Here is an 18,579-nt window from a genome sequence, read left to right as displayed (position 1 = left end):
CGACCAACTCGACACCGCCATCGAACAGAACGGCAAAGGCGACCTCGCCGCACTCCTCGCCGGAGGCGACACCTGGACCGTCGCCGGCTGACGGCCGCCGGTCCTCGTCGTAAGGAGTGGGAAGCGATGAACCGCACCAGAGCAGGCGAGCCGGGGGTCCCCTGGACGATGCGCAAGGACGCGGGCTTCGGTACGGCCGTCGAGTCCAACGCCCGGTACAAGCAGCTGATCGCGAACGGCACGACGGGTCTGTCGGTCGCCTTCGACCTGCCCACGCAGATGGGCCACGACTCGGATGCCCCGATCGCCTCGGGCGAGGTCGGCAAGGCCGGGGTGGCGATCGACTCGATCGACGACATGCGGGTCCTGTTCGGCGGCATCCCGCTGGGTGAGGTGTCGACGTCGCTGGCGATCGACGCCCCAGCGGCGTTGCTCCTCCTGCTCTACCAACTGGTGGCCGAGGAGCAGGGCGTCCCGGCCGACCGGTTGACGGGGCGGATACAGAACGACGCCGTGGAGGATTACATCGCGCGCGGGGCGTACATCTTCCCGCCCGAGCCGTCGCTGCGCCTGATCGCGGACATCTTCGGGTACTGCCGGGCCGAGATCCCGAAGTGGGACATCATCTCGGTCTCCGGCTCCGGCCACCACATGGCCGAGGCGGGTGCGACGTCCGCGCGCGCGATCGTCAGGTCCCGCTCCGCGCGCAGGATCTGGGCCCGTGTGACGCGCGAAGGGGACGGCTTGGGGTACCTCGGGCCGTCGGCCACGTCCGATCCGTTCGCGGGAGCGTACGTCGGCGAGGGGGTGGCGGACGACATCGAGGACCGGCAGGCCGAGCGCCTGGCCAAGCTGCGCGCCTGGCGGTGCGCCGACCGCGTGGCGGCCACGTTGTCGCTGGTGCAGGAGGCGGCGACGGGGACGGGCAACGTCCTCTATCCGATGCGGGAGGCTCTCGCCGGCGGGGCCACCGTCGGCGAGGTCTGTGACGCGTTGCGCGAGGTGTGGGGCGCGTACGTACCGGCCGACTAGCGCGTCCGCGGCGCCGGTATCCGCAACTGGCGGGAGCCCATGCCGTCGAAGGCGCGCGCGGGGTCCGTCTCGGACTCCAGGACCGCGGCAAGGCGGCGCACTCCCTCGCGGGTCCGTTCCGGCGTCGGATAGCAGTAGGACAACCGCAGTTGGCGGGAGCCGGACCCGTCCGCGTAGAACCCGGTACCCGACGCGTACGCCACTCCGGCGGCCACCGCACGCGGCAGTATCGCTTTCGTGTCCACGCCCTCCGGCACAGTCAGCCACACGTAGAACCCGCCGTCCGGCTCCGTCCACGTGCAGCCGGGAGGCAGGTACTGCTCCAGCGCGGACAGCATCGCGTCGCGGCGCTCGCGGTAGCTCTCCCGGAGCAGCTTGATCTGGCCCTGCCAGTCGTGCGTGGACAGGTAGCGCGACACGATCATCTGGTTCAGCGTGGGCGGGCACAGCGTCGCCGACTCCGTGGCAAGCACCAGCTTCTCCCGTACCCCGTGGGGTGCGAGGACCCATCCGACCCGCAGGCCGGAGGCGAACGTCTTCGAGAACGATCCCAGGTACACCACATTGTCCGGGTCCAGCGAGCGCAGCGCCGGGTAGGTCTGTCCCTCGAAGCCGAGCAGACCGTACGGATTGTCCTCGACCACCAGCACGTCGTACGTACGGCAGATCTCCAGGATCTCCGCTCGTCGCTCGACCGCCAGCGTCACGCCGGCCGGGTTGTGGAAGTTCGGGATCGTGTACAGCAGCTTCACGCGCTGCCCGGCGATCCTGGCCTGCCGAAGAGCTGCCCGCAGCCCTTCCGGCACCAGGCCGTGCTCGTCCATCGCCACGTGCACGACCTGCGCCTGATACGCGGCGAACGAGCCCAGCGCACCGACGTACGAGGGGCCTTCGGCCACCACCACGTCACCCGGGTCGCAGAACAGCCGGGTCACCAGGTCGAGGCCCATCTGCGAGCCGACCGTCACCACGACGTCGTCCGGGTGCGCCGTGATGCCCTCCAGGGCCATCACGTCGCAGATCTGTTCCCGCAGCAGCGGCAGACCGTGCGCCGACGCGTACTGCAGTGCCGTCAGACCGTCCTCCGCGATGATCCGCGCGACCTGCGTCGAGAGGGTGTCCAGCGGCAGCGCGGCCAGGTTCGGCATGCCGCCGGCCAGCGAGACCACCTCCGGCCTGCTGGCGACCGCGAACAACGCCCGGATCTCCGAGGCGGTCATGCCCGCGGTGCGCGCGGCATACCGGTCGAGGTGCGGGTCGAGGACGTTGCCGCGGCTCCGCGCTGTCGCGGGGGCGCGCCCGGTCACCTCGTCGTTCGACATCAGCATGATCTGTCCGTCCGCCGATACAGCCCAATCTGGTTCAGCCTCGCCAGGCAGCATGGGTGCCCCCGCTCGTGAACCGCTCAAATCCGCCTCGCGGCGCACTACGGAACGAATGGGGGCGGCATGAGGGAGGAGGCGCACGCCGACGGGATGTCGGGTGCGCCGCCTTCGGCGGGACGGACGGGCTGAGGAGGGCGGGCCCCCGCTCATGTTGCCTACTTGGGGCCCTGGTTGAACTGTGCGGTGGACCAGCGGTAGCCGAGGAGGGTGAGGCCCAGGCACCAGGTGAAGGCGACCCAGGTGAAGGCGACCCAGGTGAAGGCGACCCAGGTGAAGGCGACCCAGGTGAAGGCGATTCAGGTGAAGGCGAGGGAGACGAGGGCGAGCGGTCCGAATGCCGCCGAGCCACGGTCGGCGGACTTCCGGCCCGCCGCCCTGCCCCTGCCTCTCCCTGCCACCCGCGTGGCAGGGCCCGTCGCCGACCCGGCCACGCAGACGTCAGACATGCAGGCGTCAGACACGCAGGCGTCAGGCACGCAGACGTCAGATTCATGAAAGCCCTTGCCCCGCAGGAACTTTGACGTGAAGATCCGGGACTGTGACTGATGCCGACATAGCCGGACCAATCGAGTTCGGCGGCTCCGTGCCCCCTGCCGAGCCCGGCGCCTTCGTTCCTTCCGACGCGACCGCGGAGTCCGTGTCGCGGCCCGCGCACCGCGACACGAATGTGCTGCGCTGGCTCACCGCGTACTTCGCGTCCATCGTGGGCGACAGTGTCTACTTCCTCGCCCTCGGCTGGGCCGCCGCCCAGCTAGCGGGCCCCGCACAGGTCGGCATCGTACTGGCGCTCGGCGCCGTGCCCCGGGCGCTGCTGATGCTCGTCGGCGGAGTGATCGCCGACCGGTTCGATCCGCGCAAGGTCGTCATCGGCTCCGACGCCCTGCGGGCCGCGGTGATCCTCGCGGTCGCCGCCCTGCTGTGGCTCAGCACCCCCGAGCTGTGGCTGCTGATCGTGGTGGCGCTGGTCTTCGGGGTGGTGGACGCCGCGTTCATGCCGGCGGTGGGCGCACTCCCGCCACGGCTCACCGGCCCCGACGAGGTCGTCCGCCTCGTCGGCCTGCGGCAGTTGGCGATCCGGATCGGGAAGGCCGTGGGCCCGCCCCTGGCCGGATTCTCACTCGCCCACCACGGGGAGGCGGCGTTCGCGTTCGCCGGGGCGCTGTTCGCGCTCTCCCTGGTCCTGCTCGTCTCCGTACGCGTCGCACCGCTGCCGCCGAGCCAGACGGTCGGCCAAGTCGCCAGCCCCTGGCGGGACTTGACCGACGGGCTGCGCTACATCAGACGCCACCGGATCGTCGGCCCCCTGGTACTCGCCACCGCGCTGAGCGAGATCGGGTTCATGCCGCCGCTCCAGATGGGTGTGTTCCTGCTGGCCAAGGACCGGGGCTTCGGGGCCACCGGCATCGGCTGGATACTCGGCGCGTTCGCGGTCGGCGCCGGGGTGGGGGCCATCGGCCTTTCCCTCATGGGGCGGATCCGGCGCGCCGGAATGGCCCAAGCCGCCGCGCTCGTCGTGGCGTCCGCCGCGATCGGCGCCATCGGGCTGCTGCCGACCGTGGCCGGCGCCGCGACGGTGGCGGGCTTCGCGGGCCTGGTGGGCGGAGTGTGCGGCGGCCTGTCGATCGCCTTGATCCAGCACAACACGGCTGCCTCCTACCAGGGCCGGGTCGCCGCGGTCCTCGCGCTCTCCCACGTCGGCCTCGCCCCGCTCGTCTTCCCCCTCTTCGGCCTTGCGGCGGCGTCGGTCGGCGTCACACCGATGTTCCTCGTCGGCGCCGCGATCAGCGCCGGCGCCGCCGTCATCGCCCTGCTCTCCGACGGGGTACGGCAGGCGGAGCTCAGGGTGCGCTAGGTGCGAGACAGCCCGCAACGTTCATGCTGACCAGGCATTATCCGCCGGGCCTGACACCGGAGCCGCGGACTGTCCAGAGGTTGCCGATGCAGGCGCAGAGCCCCCTAGCCTGCTGCGCGGCGGCGTCCCATCTGGTTCTTTCCGCTCGGGCCGCCGCGGTGTTGGCGCACTGATGTGTTTCGTCAGGACGATGTTCCTGCTCATCGTCGTGGTCGCGATCATCGGCGCCGTCCTGTCCTGACATCAGACCGTTTCCCGCGGCGACCGGACTGCCGGGTGCGCTCCGGTTCTGATCCTGTTCGCAAACGTACAGTTCCGGCATGAGCGATAACCGTGCAGAGATCCTGGACCTCAATAGTCGCTACGCGATTGCTTTCGACTCCGGGCAGCTTGACGAGTCCGTCGACTGCTGGGCCGAGGACGGCACCCTGGACGAGACCGAAACCGGCCTCGGCTTGTTCGAAGGCCGCGAGGCGATCCGCGTCTTCTTCCGCGACACCCTGATGGCCAACTCCACGAACGTCGTCCACATGATGTTCAACCACCTGATCACCAGCATCGAGGGTGACCATGGTGAAGGCCGGGTCAACTGTCTCGTTGAAATTGTGAAGACCGATGGCAGTTACGCGCGCGCCCACGTCACGTACAGCGATCGCTACGTCCGGGTCGCGGGTCAGTGGAAGTTCGCCAGTCGCGTCGTCACCTCGTCCTTCCCGCACGAGGCACTCACGAGCTGATGCTTGGGTAGCCGATGCGGACATCCTCGGTGTCCCGAGCCGCCCGTGACACCGAAGGCAGCGTTGATCACGACATGCGTGAGGAGGCGATGGCCGGCACGGCTGTGGTGTCCGCCCGGCTGTCTTGCCGCGGTCGGTCGGATTCGGTCCCGTCAGCCGCCCCCTTTGAGGGCGCGGACGCCGACGGAGTCGATCGCGCACCGAGACCAGTCCAACTCGCCCTGGGCACCGAGCCTGTTGAGGACCAGGCGGTGGAGCATGGCTCACACTCATGCCCCGGTCCACTCGGTGAACCGGCGGAACGCGGCCACCCCCGAAGGGCCGAAGCCCCGGCCACCGGGACGTCGTGGACGCCTTCGTGCCCGACCTCCGCACCGGCCTGTTCCGCCCGGGGTTACGGGTCAAGCACCTCAGCGGGTTCCCCGGTATCTACGAACTCACCTGGCCCATGGGCACCGGCCCCGCAGGACGCGCCACCTGGCAGTACGGGCCACCTGGCAGTACGGGCCAGCACGTTGCCCTGCCCCCCCCCTCACGTCATCTGGCGCGGCATCGCCAGCCACTCGATCCTGACGCTGCCGTGACCGAAGCATCGGGCGAGGCGCCTGTGACAGAACGAAGACGTCGCTGGGAATGGCCTGTAACTCGGTGCGGGATACAAATACTTCAGACCGCACGCACCGCGTTACCCCTGGAGGGGGACACCATGAAGCACACCCGTATCGCCGCTCTCGCCGCCCTCGGCGTCGCCGCCAGCCTCTCGCTCACCGCCTGTGGCGGTGACGACTCCGGCAAGGACTCGTCCTCCAAGGGCTCCTCGTCCTCCTCCTCGTCCTCGGAGGGTGGCTCGAAGCCGGACAGTGGCTCGGGCTCCGGCGGCTCGCAGGCCGGTGACGCGAAGGCGGGCTCCGGTGAGGACACCAAGGCAGAGGCTGCTGCGAACGGTGCGGCGCAGACCGGCGGCAAGGTCACGTTCTGCAAGACGGAGGACCTGGCCATCGACGCCACGGACGCGGCGCCCGACGAGGCCTCCGGCAGGATCAACATCACTATGGTCAACCGGGGTTCGGCCACCTGCTCGGCGACCGGCTTCGCGGGCGTCGACATCAAGGACGTCGACAACACCTCGAACCCCATCGAGCGCGGCCAGGCCCAGCCGCGTATCACCACCCTGAAGGCCGGTGACGCCGCCGTCTTCAACCTCGCCTACGACATCGACAGCAGCGGCGAGAGCCTCGCGCGCCCGACCAACATCGAGGTGACGCCCCCCAACGAGACCCACTCCGTGACCCTGGACTGGCCCGCAGCAGCGGGAGACATCAAGGGCGCCTACACCGACGTCCAGGTCTACCCCACCCACACCACCAAGTAGGGCTTGGAATCTGTGTCAGCACCCGTGATCTGTGATGACGTTCTGTGACAGTGGAGGACCGGCCGGTGGAGCTGGTGCGGCTCCCGGCAGTCACCCGAAGCTCATCAGTTTCTCGCTTCCGGAACTCACTTCGATGTCCCGGCGTCCGACTCCATGACGGATAGCTGCAGATCACCCAGGACAGCACATGGCGAAGAGGGAGCAGGCGACGGACGCGGTGAAGGAGCAGGAGCAGGAGAAGGAGAAGGACCGAGAGAAGTGGATGGCGCGTTTCCAGGTACGGCTGGCCATGCAGCCGGGCGTGGACCGGGCAGTCGTGCTCCAGGCGGTCAAGGACGTCACGGCGCACTGCGCGGATACGGGAGAGCCCCCGCGTACTGCCTTCGGCGACCCGGACGACTATGCCGTGCAGGCAGCCGCGCGGCTGGTGCCGGCGGACAGGGCGACGCGCGCGAGGCGGCGCGACGGCGTGGTGGACAAGCTGGGCTCCGTACTGAAGAGGGCTGGGGGCATCGCCGGTCTGTGACCGGTTGAAGCGACTTCCGTCATGGCCCGGCGCACGGCGTCTGGCACGGCTTCTGGCACAGCTTCTTGCGGTTCGGTCATCCGTGCGTGGGCGTGGAGCTCGCGTCTTCCCGCGCCGATCGTCACATGGCCCGATCACGGCAGGACATGGAACGCGGCCCCGTTTCCCCCGTCGGACAGGGGAACGAAAGCCAGGGGTGGGCAACGAGTGCGGCGGGCTGCCACGAGGCGGACGTCGATGACCTGTTGATGCATCCGAGTCGGGCGGTGACCAGCCGCAGATCGTCAGCGGCGCATCCAGATCTTGCCACTGGTGTCCTCGTCGTAGCCGTTGCAGCAGACGCCCACGGCTACGACCCGGGACGTGCCGGGGATGACAGCAAGGCCGGTGATCGAGTGGTCGGGGGCGACGTGTTCGCTCGACCAGTTCCGGCCGTCGTAGTGGAAGACCAGATCGTCTCCGCCCGCGGAGAATGCGGAGGCGAAGACCCCGCCATGCCCGTCGGCGGCGGCATTGGCGAACTTCCCGGCGATGCCGGAGCCGATCACACTCACCCACTTGTGCCCGTCCCAGCGCACCGCGACAGGCCCGACGACGCCCCCCGTTCGACCCGTGCGGCCGACCGCCCAGAGCTGCGTCGGCGACTGTGCGGCGAGACCGCGCAGCTCTCCGGTCGGCCCCGCGACAGCGGGCGGCAGCGGCACCGTGCGCCACCTCCGCCCGTCCCAGTGCAGAGTTACCGGTCGGCCCCGGCCCTCGCCCACGGCCCAGACGTCCCGAGGCGACAGGGCATGCAGGGCATGCACGCACATCACCGACGGCAGGGGAACGGCCGACCAGCCCGCAGCCGTATGGTGCCGCAGGAACGAACGACAGGTGCCCTCACCGCCCCGCCGCCGAGCCGCCACCCACACGTCGCCGGGCCCCGCGACGGTTGCCGCATCCACCAAGGAGTTGGGCTCACGCCAGGCGGGTGTCCACCGGCTGCCGTTCCACCGCGCCGCCCGGGACTCCTGGCCGCCGGTCAGCCTCGCGGTACCGAAGACCCACACGTCACCCGGCCCCGAGGCCGCCACCACGCGCAGGCTGTTCAGGCCGAGCCGCCCGGGTACCCCGACACCCGTCCATGCCTCGCCGCGCCACCGCATGACGACCGGCTCGCCGTTCTCGTCTCCCACCGCCCATGCCTCTTGCGTGCCGGTAGCCACCACGCCGTACAGGTTCCCGGGGTTGCCGGTGTGGCCCACCGGCAACCACAGCCCGGACTTGGTCCCGCTCTGACGCGCCGTCGGACGCGTGCCCTTGTCCGTCGCACATCCGCCGACCGTCATCGCCAGGACTGCGCTGAGCACAGCAATCACAAAGCGGCGCACTGGCCGCACCCCCCTCTTGGCCCCCACCTGAAGTGGGATCGTACGAGACCTGACAGCTTTCGTCAGCCAGAGCGCCCCCAGCCTTCTGCGCACCGTCTCCAGCGCGTTCGTGTGGCGATGGGGAGCGCCGCACGCTGCGGCGCCCACAGTCTTCTGAGGCAGCGCGTGGCACCGCGTCTCAGGCAACCCTGGACCCCGCGGGTCAGATCCCGCCGACTGCCGACCCGTGAGGGCCAGGGACTCCGCGCGGCGGGCTGCGGCGCGGACAGGATGGCGCGCGGCATCGAGGCGATGCCGTCGCGCTCGATGGGGTTGAGCCGGTCCCACACGGCGTGGGCGACACCGTGGGCGCCGACGGCCTTCCTGGCCTGTGCTCAGCGAGGAGCGGTACTGCCCGCTGGTTCTGCTCCCAGGAGCGCGAGCAGCCCGGGGAATCTCTTCTCGATGTCCGCTCGTCGCAGCCGGATGCCCTTGCGGTTGCCGTAGTCGATCTCGTCAATGAGACCTGCCTCGCGTAGGACCCGGAAGTGGTGGGTCTGGGTCTGCTTCGAGATCGGAAGATCGAACGAGTTGCAGCCCCGCTCGTTGTCGCTGCGATCGGCGGCCAACTCCGTCATCACCGAACGACGGTGCTCATCGGCGAGGGCGCGGAACACCACACCCAGGTCGAGCAGAGCGGCCTCAGGGCCGACCAGGTTCTTCCCGGCCACGCGGCACCTCCTTCAGGTACGACTTGAATCGTACCTGAAGGTTGTGCTCCACTGAGGTACGAATTCTTTCGTACCTGGTCCGGTTGTGCCGCCCCGTGCCCCCGCCGTCTGAGACCCGGCCCGGCACTCGCCGGGGACCTGGTCACCGAACTCCGAAAGGCCATCGTCATGAAGAAGCCCGAGGTGCTGATAGTCGGTGCCGGAATTGCAGGGCCCGCACTCGCATACTGGCTCTCCCGGAATGGATACCGGCCGACGGTCATCGAACATGCCCGCCGGCTGCGCTCCGGTGGCAGCGCGATCGTCGTGAAGGGGCCCGCGATCCCGGTCGCCGACCGCATGGGCATCCTCCCGCAGCTCCGCGGACTCGCCACCCGCAATCGGTCACTGACCCTGCTCGACCCCGACGGCAGGCGAATCCTGCAACGCCCGCTCACCTCGGACGGGGCTCCGACGGTCGAGGTGACCCGAGCCGACCTGTCCGAGGTGCTCCACCGGTCGGCGCAGACCGAGACCGAGTTCGTGTTCGATGACACGGTCACTGCTCTCGACCAGGACGCAGACGGGGTCGACGTCACCTTCCGGCGGTCCGCGCCACGGCGCTACGACCTGGTAGTCGGTGCCGATGGGATGCACTCCACAGTACGGCGCCTGGTATTCGGACCCGAGCGGCAGTTCGCGAGCGACCTGGGCCTGTACGGCGCGACCGTGCCGCTGGAACCCGACGCCATCGAGGACCCCAGTGAGATGACGATGCTGACGGTGCCGAACCGGATGCTGGTCGTCCATCCCTCGCGGACCACTCCGCTCGCGATCTTCACCTTCCGGGCCGAACAGCCGGCGCCCCACGACCGCAAGAACATCGCCCTTCACAAGCAGACCGTGGCCGACGCCTACGCCGACGTGCGGTGGCGGGCACCGGAACTCGTGGCGGCGTTCCTCGACCACCCGGCTCCGTTCTTCGACCCCCTGACTACCGTCCGGGTGCCCTCGTGGTCCCGCGGACGGGTCGTACTGCTCGGCGACGCGGCGGCGGCGACAGCCCTGCTGGGCGACGGGTCCAGCATCGCGATGGCGGGCGCCTACGCCCTCGCACAAGAGCTCGCCGCCCATCCCGGTGATCACGCCCGCGCCTTTGCCGCCTACGAGTCGCGGCTCCGCCGCGAGGTAGGTCCGCGGCAGCGACGCGTCGGTCTGCTCTCCAGGCTCATGGTGCCCCGCACCCGGCCGGGCCTCGCGGTGCGCAACGCGGTGGGCCGCGCGGTCGGTCGCACGAACCGGATCGCTTCCCGCGAAGCCGCGAACCGCTAGACCGGGTCCACACCGACCGGCCACCGGTCGGTGCGCAGCTCCGCGGCAGCTCCCAGCCGGGTCGGCGCGACCATGTCCGACGATCCCGGCTCGGCGTGGCAGGTCATCGCCGATGCGGCGGTCGGCTGCTGCCGACCTCACCCACCGTTCCCGGTACACGACAAGGGCGCTGCCGGTGACTACGCCCCCGCGAAGCGGAGATGAAGTGCTGGGCGGACAAGGCGTCGGCGGCATCATCTGGGGTGCCCTTCCGCGGCCTGCGACTGGTGAAGAGGCAGTACTCCAACCCTGCACTACTCCTACGGTGGAGCAGCACTAGAAGGTTCAGCGGGGCTGCAGCATGGCGGGGGCCTGTTCCGACTTGGCTGCCCCGGCTCACACACAGGCAGGCCGGGCACGCCACCGAGAAGGGAAGGCGACGTGCCCGGCCACAACCGTACTGAACTGGCGGGCCCTGCGGTCTGACGTGGCTGGTCAGCTGTTCGCGCAGGTGTTGCCTGTCGTGGGGTTGAGCAGCCCGACGACGTTCACTCCAAGGCCGCACGCGTTGACCGGGACGTGCACCGGGACCTGAATGTTGTTGCCGGAGAGGACACCGGGCGACCCGACGGCGGCACCTTCCGCGCCGGCGTCGGCAATTGCAGCTCCGGCACCCCCGAGCACGGCGGTGGCAGCCAGAGCAGCGGCAGCAAAGGCGGTACGAATACGCATGGGTGAGCTCCTTCACGTGAGGTGATCACTCAACACGTTCTCCCGTCGACGACCGGAGTAACGCCCGTGCCCCGATGGAACCAACCACGTCACCCGCTCAGGCCCACAAAGACGAAGCACCCGGCCGAGGCGGCAATTCCTCTCGAGGTCTGTCCGGGGCGGACACCCCCTCTTGGTAACAAGTGTTACCGTGAGGGGTATGGCAAAGACACAGCTCGGTGCACGGGTCGATTCCGAGGTCAAGGAACTCGCGGCGGCGCGGGCCAAGGAGCGCGGCATGGCGGTCGGGGACTACATCTCCCAACTGGTCCTTGAAGACGCGAGCGGCCTGCGCGCCCGGGGTCTTGAGGCGGCCGGCCGATTCCTGGCGGACCACCAGCACGTCTTCGACGAAGCCGAAGCGCCCCGCGACGCGCAGACCGCCGCACCGGGAGCGCACGCCGCGTAATGGATCTACACGTCGACGTCCCCTGGATCCTGCAGGTCGCGCAACTGGCCGGGGCCGGTGACCCGGCCCCGGACGACTACGGCATCCCCGTTGCCGCTGTCGCCTGCCACCGCGCCGAGCTCCTCGAAACCCCCGTCTACGACGGCCCCTACGCGCGAGCCGCGGCACTGGTGCACGTCCTGGGCCGCTGCCGCTGGCTGGAGCGCTCGAACCTCGCCGTCGCGGCCGCTACCGGCGTCATGTACTTGGAAGCCTCTGGTGTCACGGTCAAACCCGACCACGATGACGCTGTCGCCCTGCGGGATCTCCTCCTCAGCCGTGACTGCACCGCTGACAAGGTCGCCCAGCTCCTGCGCTCCTGGCCCACCTCCAGCTGACGACGGCACGGGCAGGGAATTGGAATGACGGAACGAACAGCGAGATGGGCCAGGAACTTGCACACGGTGCTGTGCGGCAGCCCGGCGAGCCCGGCCAGGCGCCGCGCCGACAGCCGCCCCCCGGCCTGCCGGTGCAGGTCGTAGCACAGATCGAGGAACTCCCGGTGAGAGCCGACGCTCACTGCGGGCGGCGGAACTGGCCAGGGCAGCCCATCAGTATCTCCTGACGGTGGTCGGTCGGCGGGGCGAGGTAGCGTCGCCGGGTCAGGCCCAGGACGAGCGTCAACCCCAAGGAGACGCTCTCGGGGAAGTCCTCCCCGGAAGACTGCCACCGGGCGGCGGGGCCTGGGCGAACCCTCGTGGACAGCACCTCACCCGGCCTGGAACACCCCGGAATCCGGCGGTGATTGTGCCTCCAGGAACCCGGGGGTTTACCCCATGGTCACGCTCCAATCCGGCGCATAGCCTCGCTGGGCATTCCCCGCGAGGGAACTGCCTGACAACCCCTCAAGAACGGTGGAAAGTCCATGCGTGCGCGCCTTCGTCTGCTCACTGCCCTCGTGACGGCGGGAGTTGCCGTCGGCGGAATCAGCGCATGCGGCCTGGCCAGGGAGAACTTCGAGGATGACACCACGCTGTCGCAGAAGATCACCTCCGTGCGGCTGGACAGCGGCTCCGGCGGGATCACCCTGCGCGGCAAGGAGGGCGCCATCGAGGTGAACCTGCACCGTTACGTGGAATACGGCGGAGACCGCCCGGCAGGGGCCACGCACCGCATCGAGAACGGTGTCCTGGTGCTCCGCGGCTGCGATGACGACTGCTCGGTGGCCTACACGGTCGACCTACCGGCGGGCGTCCCGGTGACCGGTGAGACCTCCAGCGGCGAGGTCAGCCTGTCCAGGACGGGCGCGGTGAAGGTGACCACCAGCTCCGGCGCCATCGACCTCGATGACGTCAACGGGTCGGTCGAGGTACGGGCCTCCAGCGGCGCGATCACCGGACGCGGACTCAAGGGTGGACCCATCAGCGCCACGACCTCCAGTGGAGCCATCGACCTCGCCGTGTCCTCGCCCCAGGATGTCCAAGTAGAGGCCGGCAGCGGCGCCGCCACCCTCACCACGCCCGACGGGCGATACCGAGTGACCACCAAGAGCGACAGCGGCGGCAAAAACATCGCAGTCTCCGACGACCCGTCCGGCACGCACCGGCTCGACCTGACCACCGGCAGCGGCGCCATCACCGTCAAACGCTCCTGACGAGCGCAGTGAAACGACCGGACCATAAAGATCCAGCTCAGCTTGAGTTCTAACCTCTGCCCGGTGCGCCGCCCAGCGTTCCCGGCAACCACCAGGCCCCCGGACACGGTCACGGCTGGGCCCTGCGGTGTCAGTGGCGGCTGCCTGGGTGAGGCTTATGACGATCAAGGACGTAGCCCGGCATGACGTGAGCGAGCAGCGGATCGAAGAGGCGCTGGAGGACATCTGGGGCCGGGCCTTCACCCGCTGGCCCACGATGCAATAGGTCCTGCCGGGCTGCCGCTGACCGGGTTCGAGGTCGCGTACATCGCCCCGGACGGAACGGAGTTACGGCGCCCGTTGCCGGAGGTGCGGGCCGCCGTGCCGTTCGAGCACGCCCTCCCCGTACGCGTCTTGGCGGCGTAGCACATACTCGGCACGGTTCCACGGCCCGCGACAACCGCCGTGAGGCACAGTCCCGGCCACCACAACAAACGGGGTACGGGTTAGCCTCGTGGGATGCGTGTACTGATCACTGGGGCAACTGGCTATGTCGGCCGTGCTGTTGCGGTTGCTCTGGCCGGGGCGGGGCATGAGGTCGATGCCCTCACGCGGGATCCGGGCTCGGACAGGGCGAGGGGGCTGCGGGACCTCGGTGTCCGGCCGCTGCGCGGGCGTCTCGCGGACCGTGCCGTGCTCAGCGGGATACTCGCGAGTGCGGACGCCGTGGTCCATACCGCCTTCGACCCGGATGACCCCGTCGGCGCCGATCGTGCTCTGTTCGGTGCTCTCGCCGACGCCGGTCGCCGCCAGCATCTGGTGTATACGACCGGCTGCTCGGTCTACGGTGAGCACGCCCATGCGGTGCTGACGCCTCAGACCCCCGTCGACGACGGCAATCGACGTGCGCGCCTGGAAGCCGAACTGCGCAGTGCCGGGCTGCCGCACACCGTGCTGCGCCCCGGGATGGTGCACGGCGGTGATGCGCGCAGTTCGATCGTGGGGGACTGGTTCCGCGAGGCCCGATCCTCCGGGCCGGTGCACCGGGGACGGCGGGACAAGGTGTGGTCCTGGATCCACGTCGAGGACCTGGCGCGTGCGTACACGGCGGTACTGCGTGCCCCCGAGGAACATGACGGGCGCACCTACCTGCTGGCCGACGCACATCCCGTGGCCCCGCTGGCTGTCGTCGAAGCCGCTGCCAGGGCGGTCGGCAGCACCGACGCTCTGACCTTCGCCCCGGTTGAGGACGAGAAGCCGGTGTACCGGGTGTTCGACCGTGACGAGGTCATCGACGCCTCCGCCGCCCGGGGCGCGTTGGGGTGGACCCCGCAGGAGAGCGATGTCCTGCCAGCACTGCCTGCTTCGTTCAGGCAGTGGTCGGCCGCCCGGCCCTGAGCCGGGTCCGCCGAGGAAGGTAGATCGAGCCACCTTGGTCAACGACGCAAGGTGGCTCCGCACAACCCCGGCGCAGCCTACGAAGGGACACCTTTCGCTCCGCTGGTCGCCATGCCCGGCGCCGCAGTGTTCAACTGCGCGGGACAGCAGGCTTGGAGAACGGCGAGACGCTACCCGCGCGCTGCGCGCGGCAGGGTGGCGGGCCAGGTGTGGATCCACTCTTTACTCAGCGCAGCGACCGCCGGGCACGGCGGACCCGAAGGGGATCAGGTCACCTGATCGTCCAGCTTGCTCTCTCGCTCTCTCGAGCTCCTTGCTCTCCGGAGCTCCTCGCCCTTGCCGTCCACCTGCCTGGCACTCCGGGCCGACAAGAAAAAATGACCTCTCCCCTCAAGGGGGAAGAGGTGTCAGTGCGGTTACCTGGATACCCACAGGGCCCGACCTGCGCAGACGCCGCGGTTACCCAAGGGGGCTGGTAGCTACGCCGGTAGTCAGGTCGGTACCTACGCCGGCACCTACGCTGGTACTTACCCACGACCGTCTTTTCGGGCGCCGTTGCCCCGATCTGCCGCTGTCGCCCACCCTCCAGAAGCGCTAGGTCAGAGACGTGCCCACCCCCACGAGGCGTCGTACGCGATGACGATGGCCTCGTACATGTCGCCCTGTCGTCGCTGTCGGTCAGTGCTCAGTCCTCCGGCTTGGTGTCGATCTCGGCGATGAGGGCCTCGATGCGGGTCTTGATCTCATCGCGGATGGGGCGCACGGACTCCACGCCCTTGCCCGCGGGGTCCTCCAGCGCCCAGTCGAGGTACTTCTTGCCGGGGAAGATGGGGCAGGCGTCGCCGCAGCCCATGGTGATGACGTAGTCGGACGCCTGCACGGCCTCGGTGGTCAGGACCTTCGGCTTCTGGGCGGAGATGTCGACGCCGGCCTCCTTCATCGCCTCGACCGCGGCCGGGTTGACCTGGTCGCCGGGGATCGACCCTGCGGAGCGGACCTCGATCCGGTCGCCCGCGAGGTGGCCCAGGAATCCGGCGGCCATCTGCGAGCGCCCGGCGTTGTGGACACATACGAAGAGCACGGAGGAGAGGGGAGGGGTGGTCATGCGGTCTTCCTTCACAGGCAATGAGCGGTCAACAGGCGTGCGGACGAGGACAGTTCAGGGGCAGGGTGCCGAGCAGGTCGGTGATGTGCGCGTCGGTTGCGTCCCGGATGGTGCGTACGACGCTGATGGCGGCGCCCTCGGGGTCCGCGACCGGCGTCCGGCGTTGTGGCTGCAGACAGACAGCACCTGTGGCGGCCCGAGGCCCGGCGTGCCCTCGACGTGTGCGAGAGCGTCCAGGAGTTCGCCGGCGAGCCGCTCGGAGAGCATCACCAGGTGCGTACGGACGCGGGACTGCTCGGCCAAGCGCCGGTAGGGGCCCGTGAGCAGTACCGGTAAGAGTCCGTGAGCCGCAGTTGCACGCTCTCCACCGAGAGAGCGGCCCGCGTGCCGGGAGGCGAGGCGGGCGACTCCGGCCGAGAGCCGCTTGTCGGGGAAGAGCGGGAGAAGGGAGGCGGTCATGAGGGAACCCTTTCGCGGGCCCTACGGTTCAGCCCGGACTGGTATCAGCTCCGAATGATGTGACAGTATCAGCGCATGCTGACTTCAGTCGACACTGATGTGATCCGGGTTCTTGGCGACCCGCTCCGCCTGAAAATCGTGACCCTGCTCGCCCAGGAGACGCTCTGCACGACGCACCTGGTGGCGGAGACCGGCGCCAGGCAGACCAACCTCTCCAACCACATGAAGGTGCTGCGCGAGGCCGGTCTGGTCGAGACCGAGCCGTGCGGCCGCTTCACCTACTACAAGCTGCGCCCCGAGGTCCTGGCCTCAGTCTCCGAGCAGTTCGCCGAGCTGGCCGCCTCCGCCCGCACTGCCGCTGACAACAAGAGGGCCTGCTGATGACCCGCACCGACGCGACGCCGCCGAGCGAGAAGCAGGCGGCACCGTCGGGTGACGGCATCGTCGCCAAGCTCTCCACCCTGGACCGCTACCTGGCCGTGTGGATTTTGCTCGCCATGGCCGTCGGCCTGGGGCTTGGCAGGCTGATTCCGGGCATGAACGACGCCCTGGCGAAGATCGAGGTCGGCGGCATTTCCCTGCCCATCGCGCTCGGCCTGCTCGTGATGATGTACCCGGTGCTTGCGAAGGTGCGCTACGACAAGCTCGACACCGTCACCGGCGACCGCAAGCTGATGGCCTCGTCGCTGGTCATCAACTGGATCGTCGGCCCGGCGGTCATGTTCGCGCTCGCCTGGATCTTTCTGCCGGATCTGCCGGAGTACCGCACCGGCCTGATCATCGTCGGCCTGGCCCGCTGCATCGCGATGGTCATCATCTGGAACGACCTGGCCTGCGGCGACCGCGAAGCCGCCGCCGTCCTGGTCGCCCTCAACTCCGTCTTCCAGGTCATCGCCTTCGGCCTGCTCGGCTGGCTCTACCTCGGCCTGCTGCCGGGCTGGCTCGGCCTCGGCGACGGCGAGCACCTCGACATCTCCATGTGGAAGATCGCGCTGAACGTCGTCATCTTCCTCGGCGTGCCGCTCCTCGCCGGATTCCTCACTCGCCGCATCGGCGAAGAGGAGATGGGGCGCACCGGCTACGAGGCCAAGTTCCTGCCGAAGATCGGTCCGTGGGCGCTGTACGGACTGCTGTTCACGATCGTCATCCTCTTCGCCCTGCAGGGCAAGACCGTCACCTCGCAGCCTCTGGACGTCGTACGCATCGCGCTGCCGTTGCTGGTGTACTTCGCCGTCATGTTCTTCGGCACGTTCCTGCTGGGCAAGGGACTAGGCCTCGCCTACGACCGCACCGCGACCCTCGCGTTCACAGCCGCGGGCAACAACTTCGAGCTGGCGATCGCCGTCGCCATCGCCACCTTCGGCGTCACCAGCGGCCAGGCGCTGTCCGGCGTCGTCGGCCCGCTCATCGAAGTGCCGGTACTGATCGGCCTGGTCTACGTCGCCCTGGCCTGGCGCAAGAAGTTCAGCGCCCAGGACCTGACGACGACCCCGTGACACACACGACGGATGTGGTGGTGATCGGCGGCGGGCAGGCGCGGCTCGCTGCCGGTTCCCACCTGTGCCGCCTCAGTCTGGACTTCGTCATTCTCGACGCCCAGTTCACGCCGGGCGGCGCCTGGCGGCACGCCCGGGACTCCCTCCACCTCTTCGCCCCCCCCGGCCGCGTTCTCGTACCTGCCGGGACGTCCGATGCCACGGCAGAGCGGCGAGACCTCTCCCGAAGCCGGGCATGTCGTCCAGTACCTCACCGACTACGAGCATCGACTACGAGCATGGATACGAACTCCCCGTCATCCGACCGGTGTCCGTACACGACCTCTGTCCGTACACGACCTCTGTCCGTACACGACCTCTGTCCGTACACGGCGTCCACCGCGACGGGGCCTTCCTGCGGGTCGAGGGCGACACGAACTGACCTGGGTCACCCAGCGCCCGCCGCGTTTCCCCGCCGACGACATCGACGGTCGTGGCTGGCACGGGCTTTGGCCTGGGCTTTGGCGCGGGCGATGGCTGAGGCGCGGACTTCGGCGCGAGCGTATTGTCGTCGATGAAGTAGTGGGAGGGGTTGGCGCCCCAGGCCGCGTCGCCGGAGGGGCCGTGGTCGGTGGGGCCCATGGGACGCAGTCCGTCCGGGTCGGATTTGGTGAGCGGGCTGTTGTGCGCGTAGGAGCAGGCGTTCATCTGGGCCGGGTCGTCGACGTCGATGACCGGATCGACGGAGAGGAAGCGGCCCAGGACGGGGTCGTATTCTCGCGCTCCGAGATGTACCAGGCCGGTGGGGTCGTTGGTGCCGCCGACGAAGCCGCAGGTGCCGGGGAGGCTTTCGGTGTCTTTGGAACGGGTCTGGCCGAAGGGGAGTTGCTTGCGGCGGGTAACGGCCAGGGTGGTCATGGCCACGGCTGCCATGGACGTGCCCTGGTGGTCGGAGAGGACTGCGATGACGGGCAGGCTCGACCTCCCGGCGGGGCCCGCTCTGGTCACGGTCGTAGAACTCCTAGGCCGCGGCCCCGCACCTGATCGGTTGCAGGCCGCCGATCCAGCCCGGG

21 protein-coding genes and 1 pseudogene are annotated in these 18,579 nt (G+C 69.2%); 13 read left to right on the top strand and 9 right to left on the bottom strand.

Annotated elements, in window-relative coordinates; translation table 11 throughout:
- The first annotated feature begins 126 nt into the window (after window positions 1-126).
- Complete coding sequence (locus ACFVXC_RS41390) at window positions 127-1,032, top strand: methylmalonyl-CoA mutase family protein (RefSeq protein ID WP_389916844.1); 906 nt, start codon at window positions 127-129, stop codon at window positions 1,030-1,032.
- On the opposite strand, the gene ACFVXC_RS41385 is transcribed toward ACFVXC_RS41390, so the two are convergent.
- A complete protein-coding gene (locus ACFVXC_RS41385; RefSeq protein ID WP_389916842.1) occupies window positions 1,029-2,360 on the bottom strand; it encodes a PLP-dependent aminotransferase family protein in 1,332 nt (443 codons plus the stop codon). The genes ACFVXC_RS41390 and ACFVXC_RS41385 overlap by 4 nt on opposite strands.
- 353 nt (window positions 2,361-2,713) lie before the next feature.
- The gene (locus tag ACFVXC_RS41380; protein ID WP_389916840.1) at window positions 2,714-2,863 is read right to left on the bottom strand and encodes a hypothetical protein; all 150 of its coding nucleotides are present in this window, start codon (window positions 2,861-2,863) and stop codon (window positions 2,714-2,716) included.
- A gap of 92 nt (window positions 2,864-2,955) precedes the next feature.
- Between ACFVXC_RS41380 and ACFVXC_RS41375 the strand changes: the two genes are divergently transcribed.
- Entirely contained in the window at window positions 2,956-4,269 is a 1,314-nt protein-coding gene (locus tag ACFVXC_RS41375) for an MFS transporter (protein ID WP_389916838.1), read from the top strand.
- A 320-nt stretch (window positions 4,270-4,589) separates the two neighbouring features.
- Window positions 4,590-5,006: a nuclear transport factor 2 family protein gene (locus ACFVXC_RS41370; RefSeq protein WP_389916836.1), complete on the top strand. Its 417-nt coding sequence runs from the start codon at window positions 4,590-4,592 to the stop codon at window positions 5,004-5,006.
- Between the two features lie 111 nt (window positions 5,007-5,117).
- On the opposite strand, the pseudogene ACFVXC_RS41365 reads toward ACFVXC_RS41370, so the two are convergent.
- A pseudogene (locus ACFVXC_RS41365) lies at window positions 5,118-5,335 on the bottom strand (IS5/IS1182 family transposase); the annotation flags it as partial.
- Window positions 5,336-5,712: 377 nt separating this feature from the next.
- On the opposite strand from ACFVXC_RS41365, the gene ACFVXC_RS41360 reads away from it, so the two are divergent.
- Complete coding sequence (locus ACFVXC_RS41360; RefSeq protein ID WP_389916834.1) at window positions 5,713-6,378, top strand: DUF4232 domain-containing protein; 666 nt, start codon at window positions 5,713-5,715, stop codon at window positions 6,376-6,378.
- Between the two features lie 187 nt (window positions 6,379-6,565).
- A complete protein-coding gene (locus tag ACFVXC_RS41355) occupies window positions 6,566-6,904 on the top strand; it encodes a hypothetical protein (RefSeq protein ID WP_389916832.1) in 339 nt (112 codons plus the stop codon).
- A 284-nt stretch (window positions 6,905-7,188) separates the two neighbouring features.
- Here the strand turns inward: ACFVXC_RS41355 and ACFVXC_RS41350 are convergent, their stop codons facing one another.
- The 3 genes from ACFVXC_RS41350 to ACFVXC_RS41340 all read right to left on the bottom strand — a co-directional run bounded on the left by ACFVXC_RS41350 (window position 7,189) and on the right by ACFVXC_RS41340 (window position 8,987).
- Window positions 7,189-8,256 (bottom strand): hypothetical protein, encoded by a 1,068-nt coding sequence (locus ACFVXC_RS41350; protein ID WP_389916830.1) that lies wholly within the window; start codon window positions 8,254-8,256, stop codon window positions 7,189-7,191.
- Window positions 8,257-8,339: 83 nt separating this feature from the next.
- The gene (locus ACFVXC_RS41345) at window positions 8,340-8,606 is read right to left on the bottom strand and encodes a hypothetical protein (RefSeq protein ID WP_389916828.1); all 267 of its coding nucleotides are present in this window, start codon (window positions 8,604-8,606) and stop codon (window positions 8,340-8,342) included.
- Between the two features lie 45 nt (window positions 8,607-8,651).
- Window positions 8,652-8,987 carry an ArsR/SmtB family transcription factor gene (locus ACFVXC_RS41340; protein WP_389916826.1) on the bottom strand — a complete coding sequence of 112 codons (336 nt, stop codon included), beginning with the start codon at window positions 8,985-8,987 and terminating at the stop codon, window positions 8,652-8,654.
- Between the two features lie 168 nt (window positions 8,988-9,155).
- On the opposite strand from ACFVXC_RS41340, the gene ACFVXC_RS41335 reads away from it, so the two are divergent.
- Entirely contained in the window at window positions 9,156-10,298 is a 1,143-nt protein-coding gene (locus tag ACFVXC_RS41335; protein WP_389916824.1) for an FAD-dependent monooxygenase, read from the top strand.
- A gap of 474 nt (window positions 10,299-10,772) precedes the next feature.
- On the opposite strand, the gene ACFVXC_RS41330 is transcribed toward ACFVXC_RS41335, so the two are convergent.
- Window positions 10,773-11,009, bottom strand: coding sequence for a chaplin (locus ACFVXC_RS41330; RefSeq protein WP_389916822.1), 237 nt, complete (start codon window positions 11,007-11,009; stop codon window positions 10,773-10,775).
- Between the two features lie 199 nt (window positions 11,010-11,208).
- On the opposite strand from ACFVXC_RS41330, the gene ACFVXC_RS41325 reads away from it, so the two are divergent.
- From ACFVXC_RS41325 to ACFVXC_RS41310, 4 genes are all read left to right on the top strand, one after another.
- Window positions 11,209-11,457, top strand: a complete 249-nt coding sequence (locus ACFVXC_RS41325) for a hypothetical protein (RefSeq protein ID WP_389916820.1) — start codon at window positions 11,209-11,211, stop codon at window positions 11,455-11,457.
- Window positions 11,457-11,834 carry a fic family toxin-antitoxin system, toxin component gene (locus ACFVXC_RS41320; protein WP_389916818.1) on the top strand — a complete coding sequence of 126 codons (378 nt, stop codon included), beginning with the start codon at window positions 11,457-11,459 and terminating at the stop codon, window positions 11,832-11,834. Before ACFVXC_RS41325 ends, ACFVXC_RS41320 begins: the two co-directional genes overlap by 1 nt.
- A 527-nt stretch (window positions 11,835-12,361) precedes the next feature.
- Entirely contained in the window at window positions 12,362-13,090 is a 729-nt protein-coding gene (locus ACFVXC_RS41315; protein ID WP_389916816.1) for a DUF4097 family beta strand repeat-containing protein, read from the top strand.
- A gap of 498 nt (window positions 13,091-13,588) precedes the next feature.
- Window positions 13,589-14,467 carry an NAD-dependent epimerase/dehydratase family protein gene (locus ACFVXC_RS41310; protein WP_389916814.1) on the top strand — a complete coding sequence of 293 codons (879 nt, stop codon included), beginning with the start codon at window positions 13,589-13,591 and terminating at the stop codon, window positions 14,465-14,467.
- Window positions 14,468-15,152: 685 nt separating this feature from the next.
- On the opposite strand, the gene ACFVXC_RS41305 is transcribed toward ACFVXC_RS41310, so the two are convergent.
- Window positions 15,153-15,572: an arsenate reductase ArsC gene (locus ACFVXC_RS41305; RefSeq protein ID WP_389916812.1), complete on the bottom strand. Its 420-nt coding sequence runs from the start codon at window positions 15,570-15,572 to the stop codon at window positions 15,153-15,155.
- A gap of 165 nt (window positions 15,573-15,737) precedes the next feature.
- On the opposite strand from ACFVXC_RS41305, the gene ACFVXC_RS41300 reads away from it, so the two are divergent.
- The 3 genes from ACFVXC_RS41300 to arsB all read left to right on the top strand — a co-directional run bounded on the left by ACFVXC_RS41300 (window position 15,738) and on the right by arsB (window position 17,527).
- Window positions 15,738-15,908 (top strand): hypothetical protein, encoded by a 171-nt coding sequence (locus tag ACFVXC_RS41300; protein ID WP_389916810.1) that lies wholly within the window; start codon window positions 15,738-15,740, stop codon window positions 15,906-15,908.
- 198 nt (window positions 15,909-16,106) lie between these two features.
- The gene (locus tag ACFVXC_RS41295) at window positions 16,107-16,412 is read left to right on the top strand and encodes an ArsR/SmtB family transcription factor (RefSeq protein WP_389916808.1); all 306 of its coding nucleotides are present in this window, start codon (window positions 16,107-16,109) and stop codon (window positions 16,410-16,412) included.
- Complete coding sequence (gene arsB / locus ACFVXC_RS41290) at window positions 16,412-17,527, top strand: ACR3 family arsenite efflux transporter (protein WP_389916806.1); 1,116 nt, start codon at window positions 16,412-16,414, stop codon at window positions 17,525-17,527. The genes ACFVXC_RS41295 and arsB overlap by 1 nt, the downstream gene beginning before the upstream one ends.
- A gap of 270 nt (window positions 17,528-17,797) precedes the next feature.
- On the opposite strand, the gene ACFVXC_RS41285 is transcribed toward arsB, so the two are convergent.
- Window positions 17,798-18,514, bottom strand: coding sequence for an RHS repeat-associated core domain-containing protein (locus tag ACFVXC_RS41285; RefSeq protein ID WP_389916804.1), 717 nt, complete (start codon window positions 18,512-18,514; stop codon window positions 17,798-17,800).
- Window positions 18,515-18,579: the final 65 nt, after the last annotated feature.

Source organism: Streptomyces sp. NPDC058257 (assembly GCF_042881845.1).
Taxonomy (GTDB): Bacteria; Actinomycetota; Actinomycetes; order Streptomycetales; family Streptomycetaceae; genus Streptomyces.
This window is presented reverse-complemented; position numbering and strand designations above follow the sequence as displayed.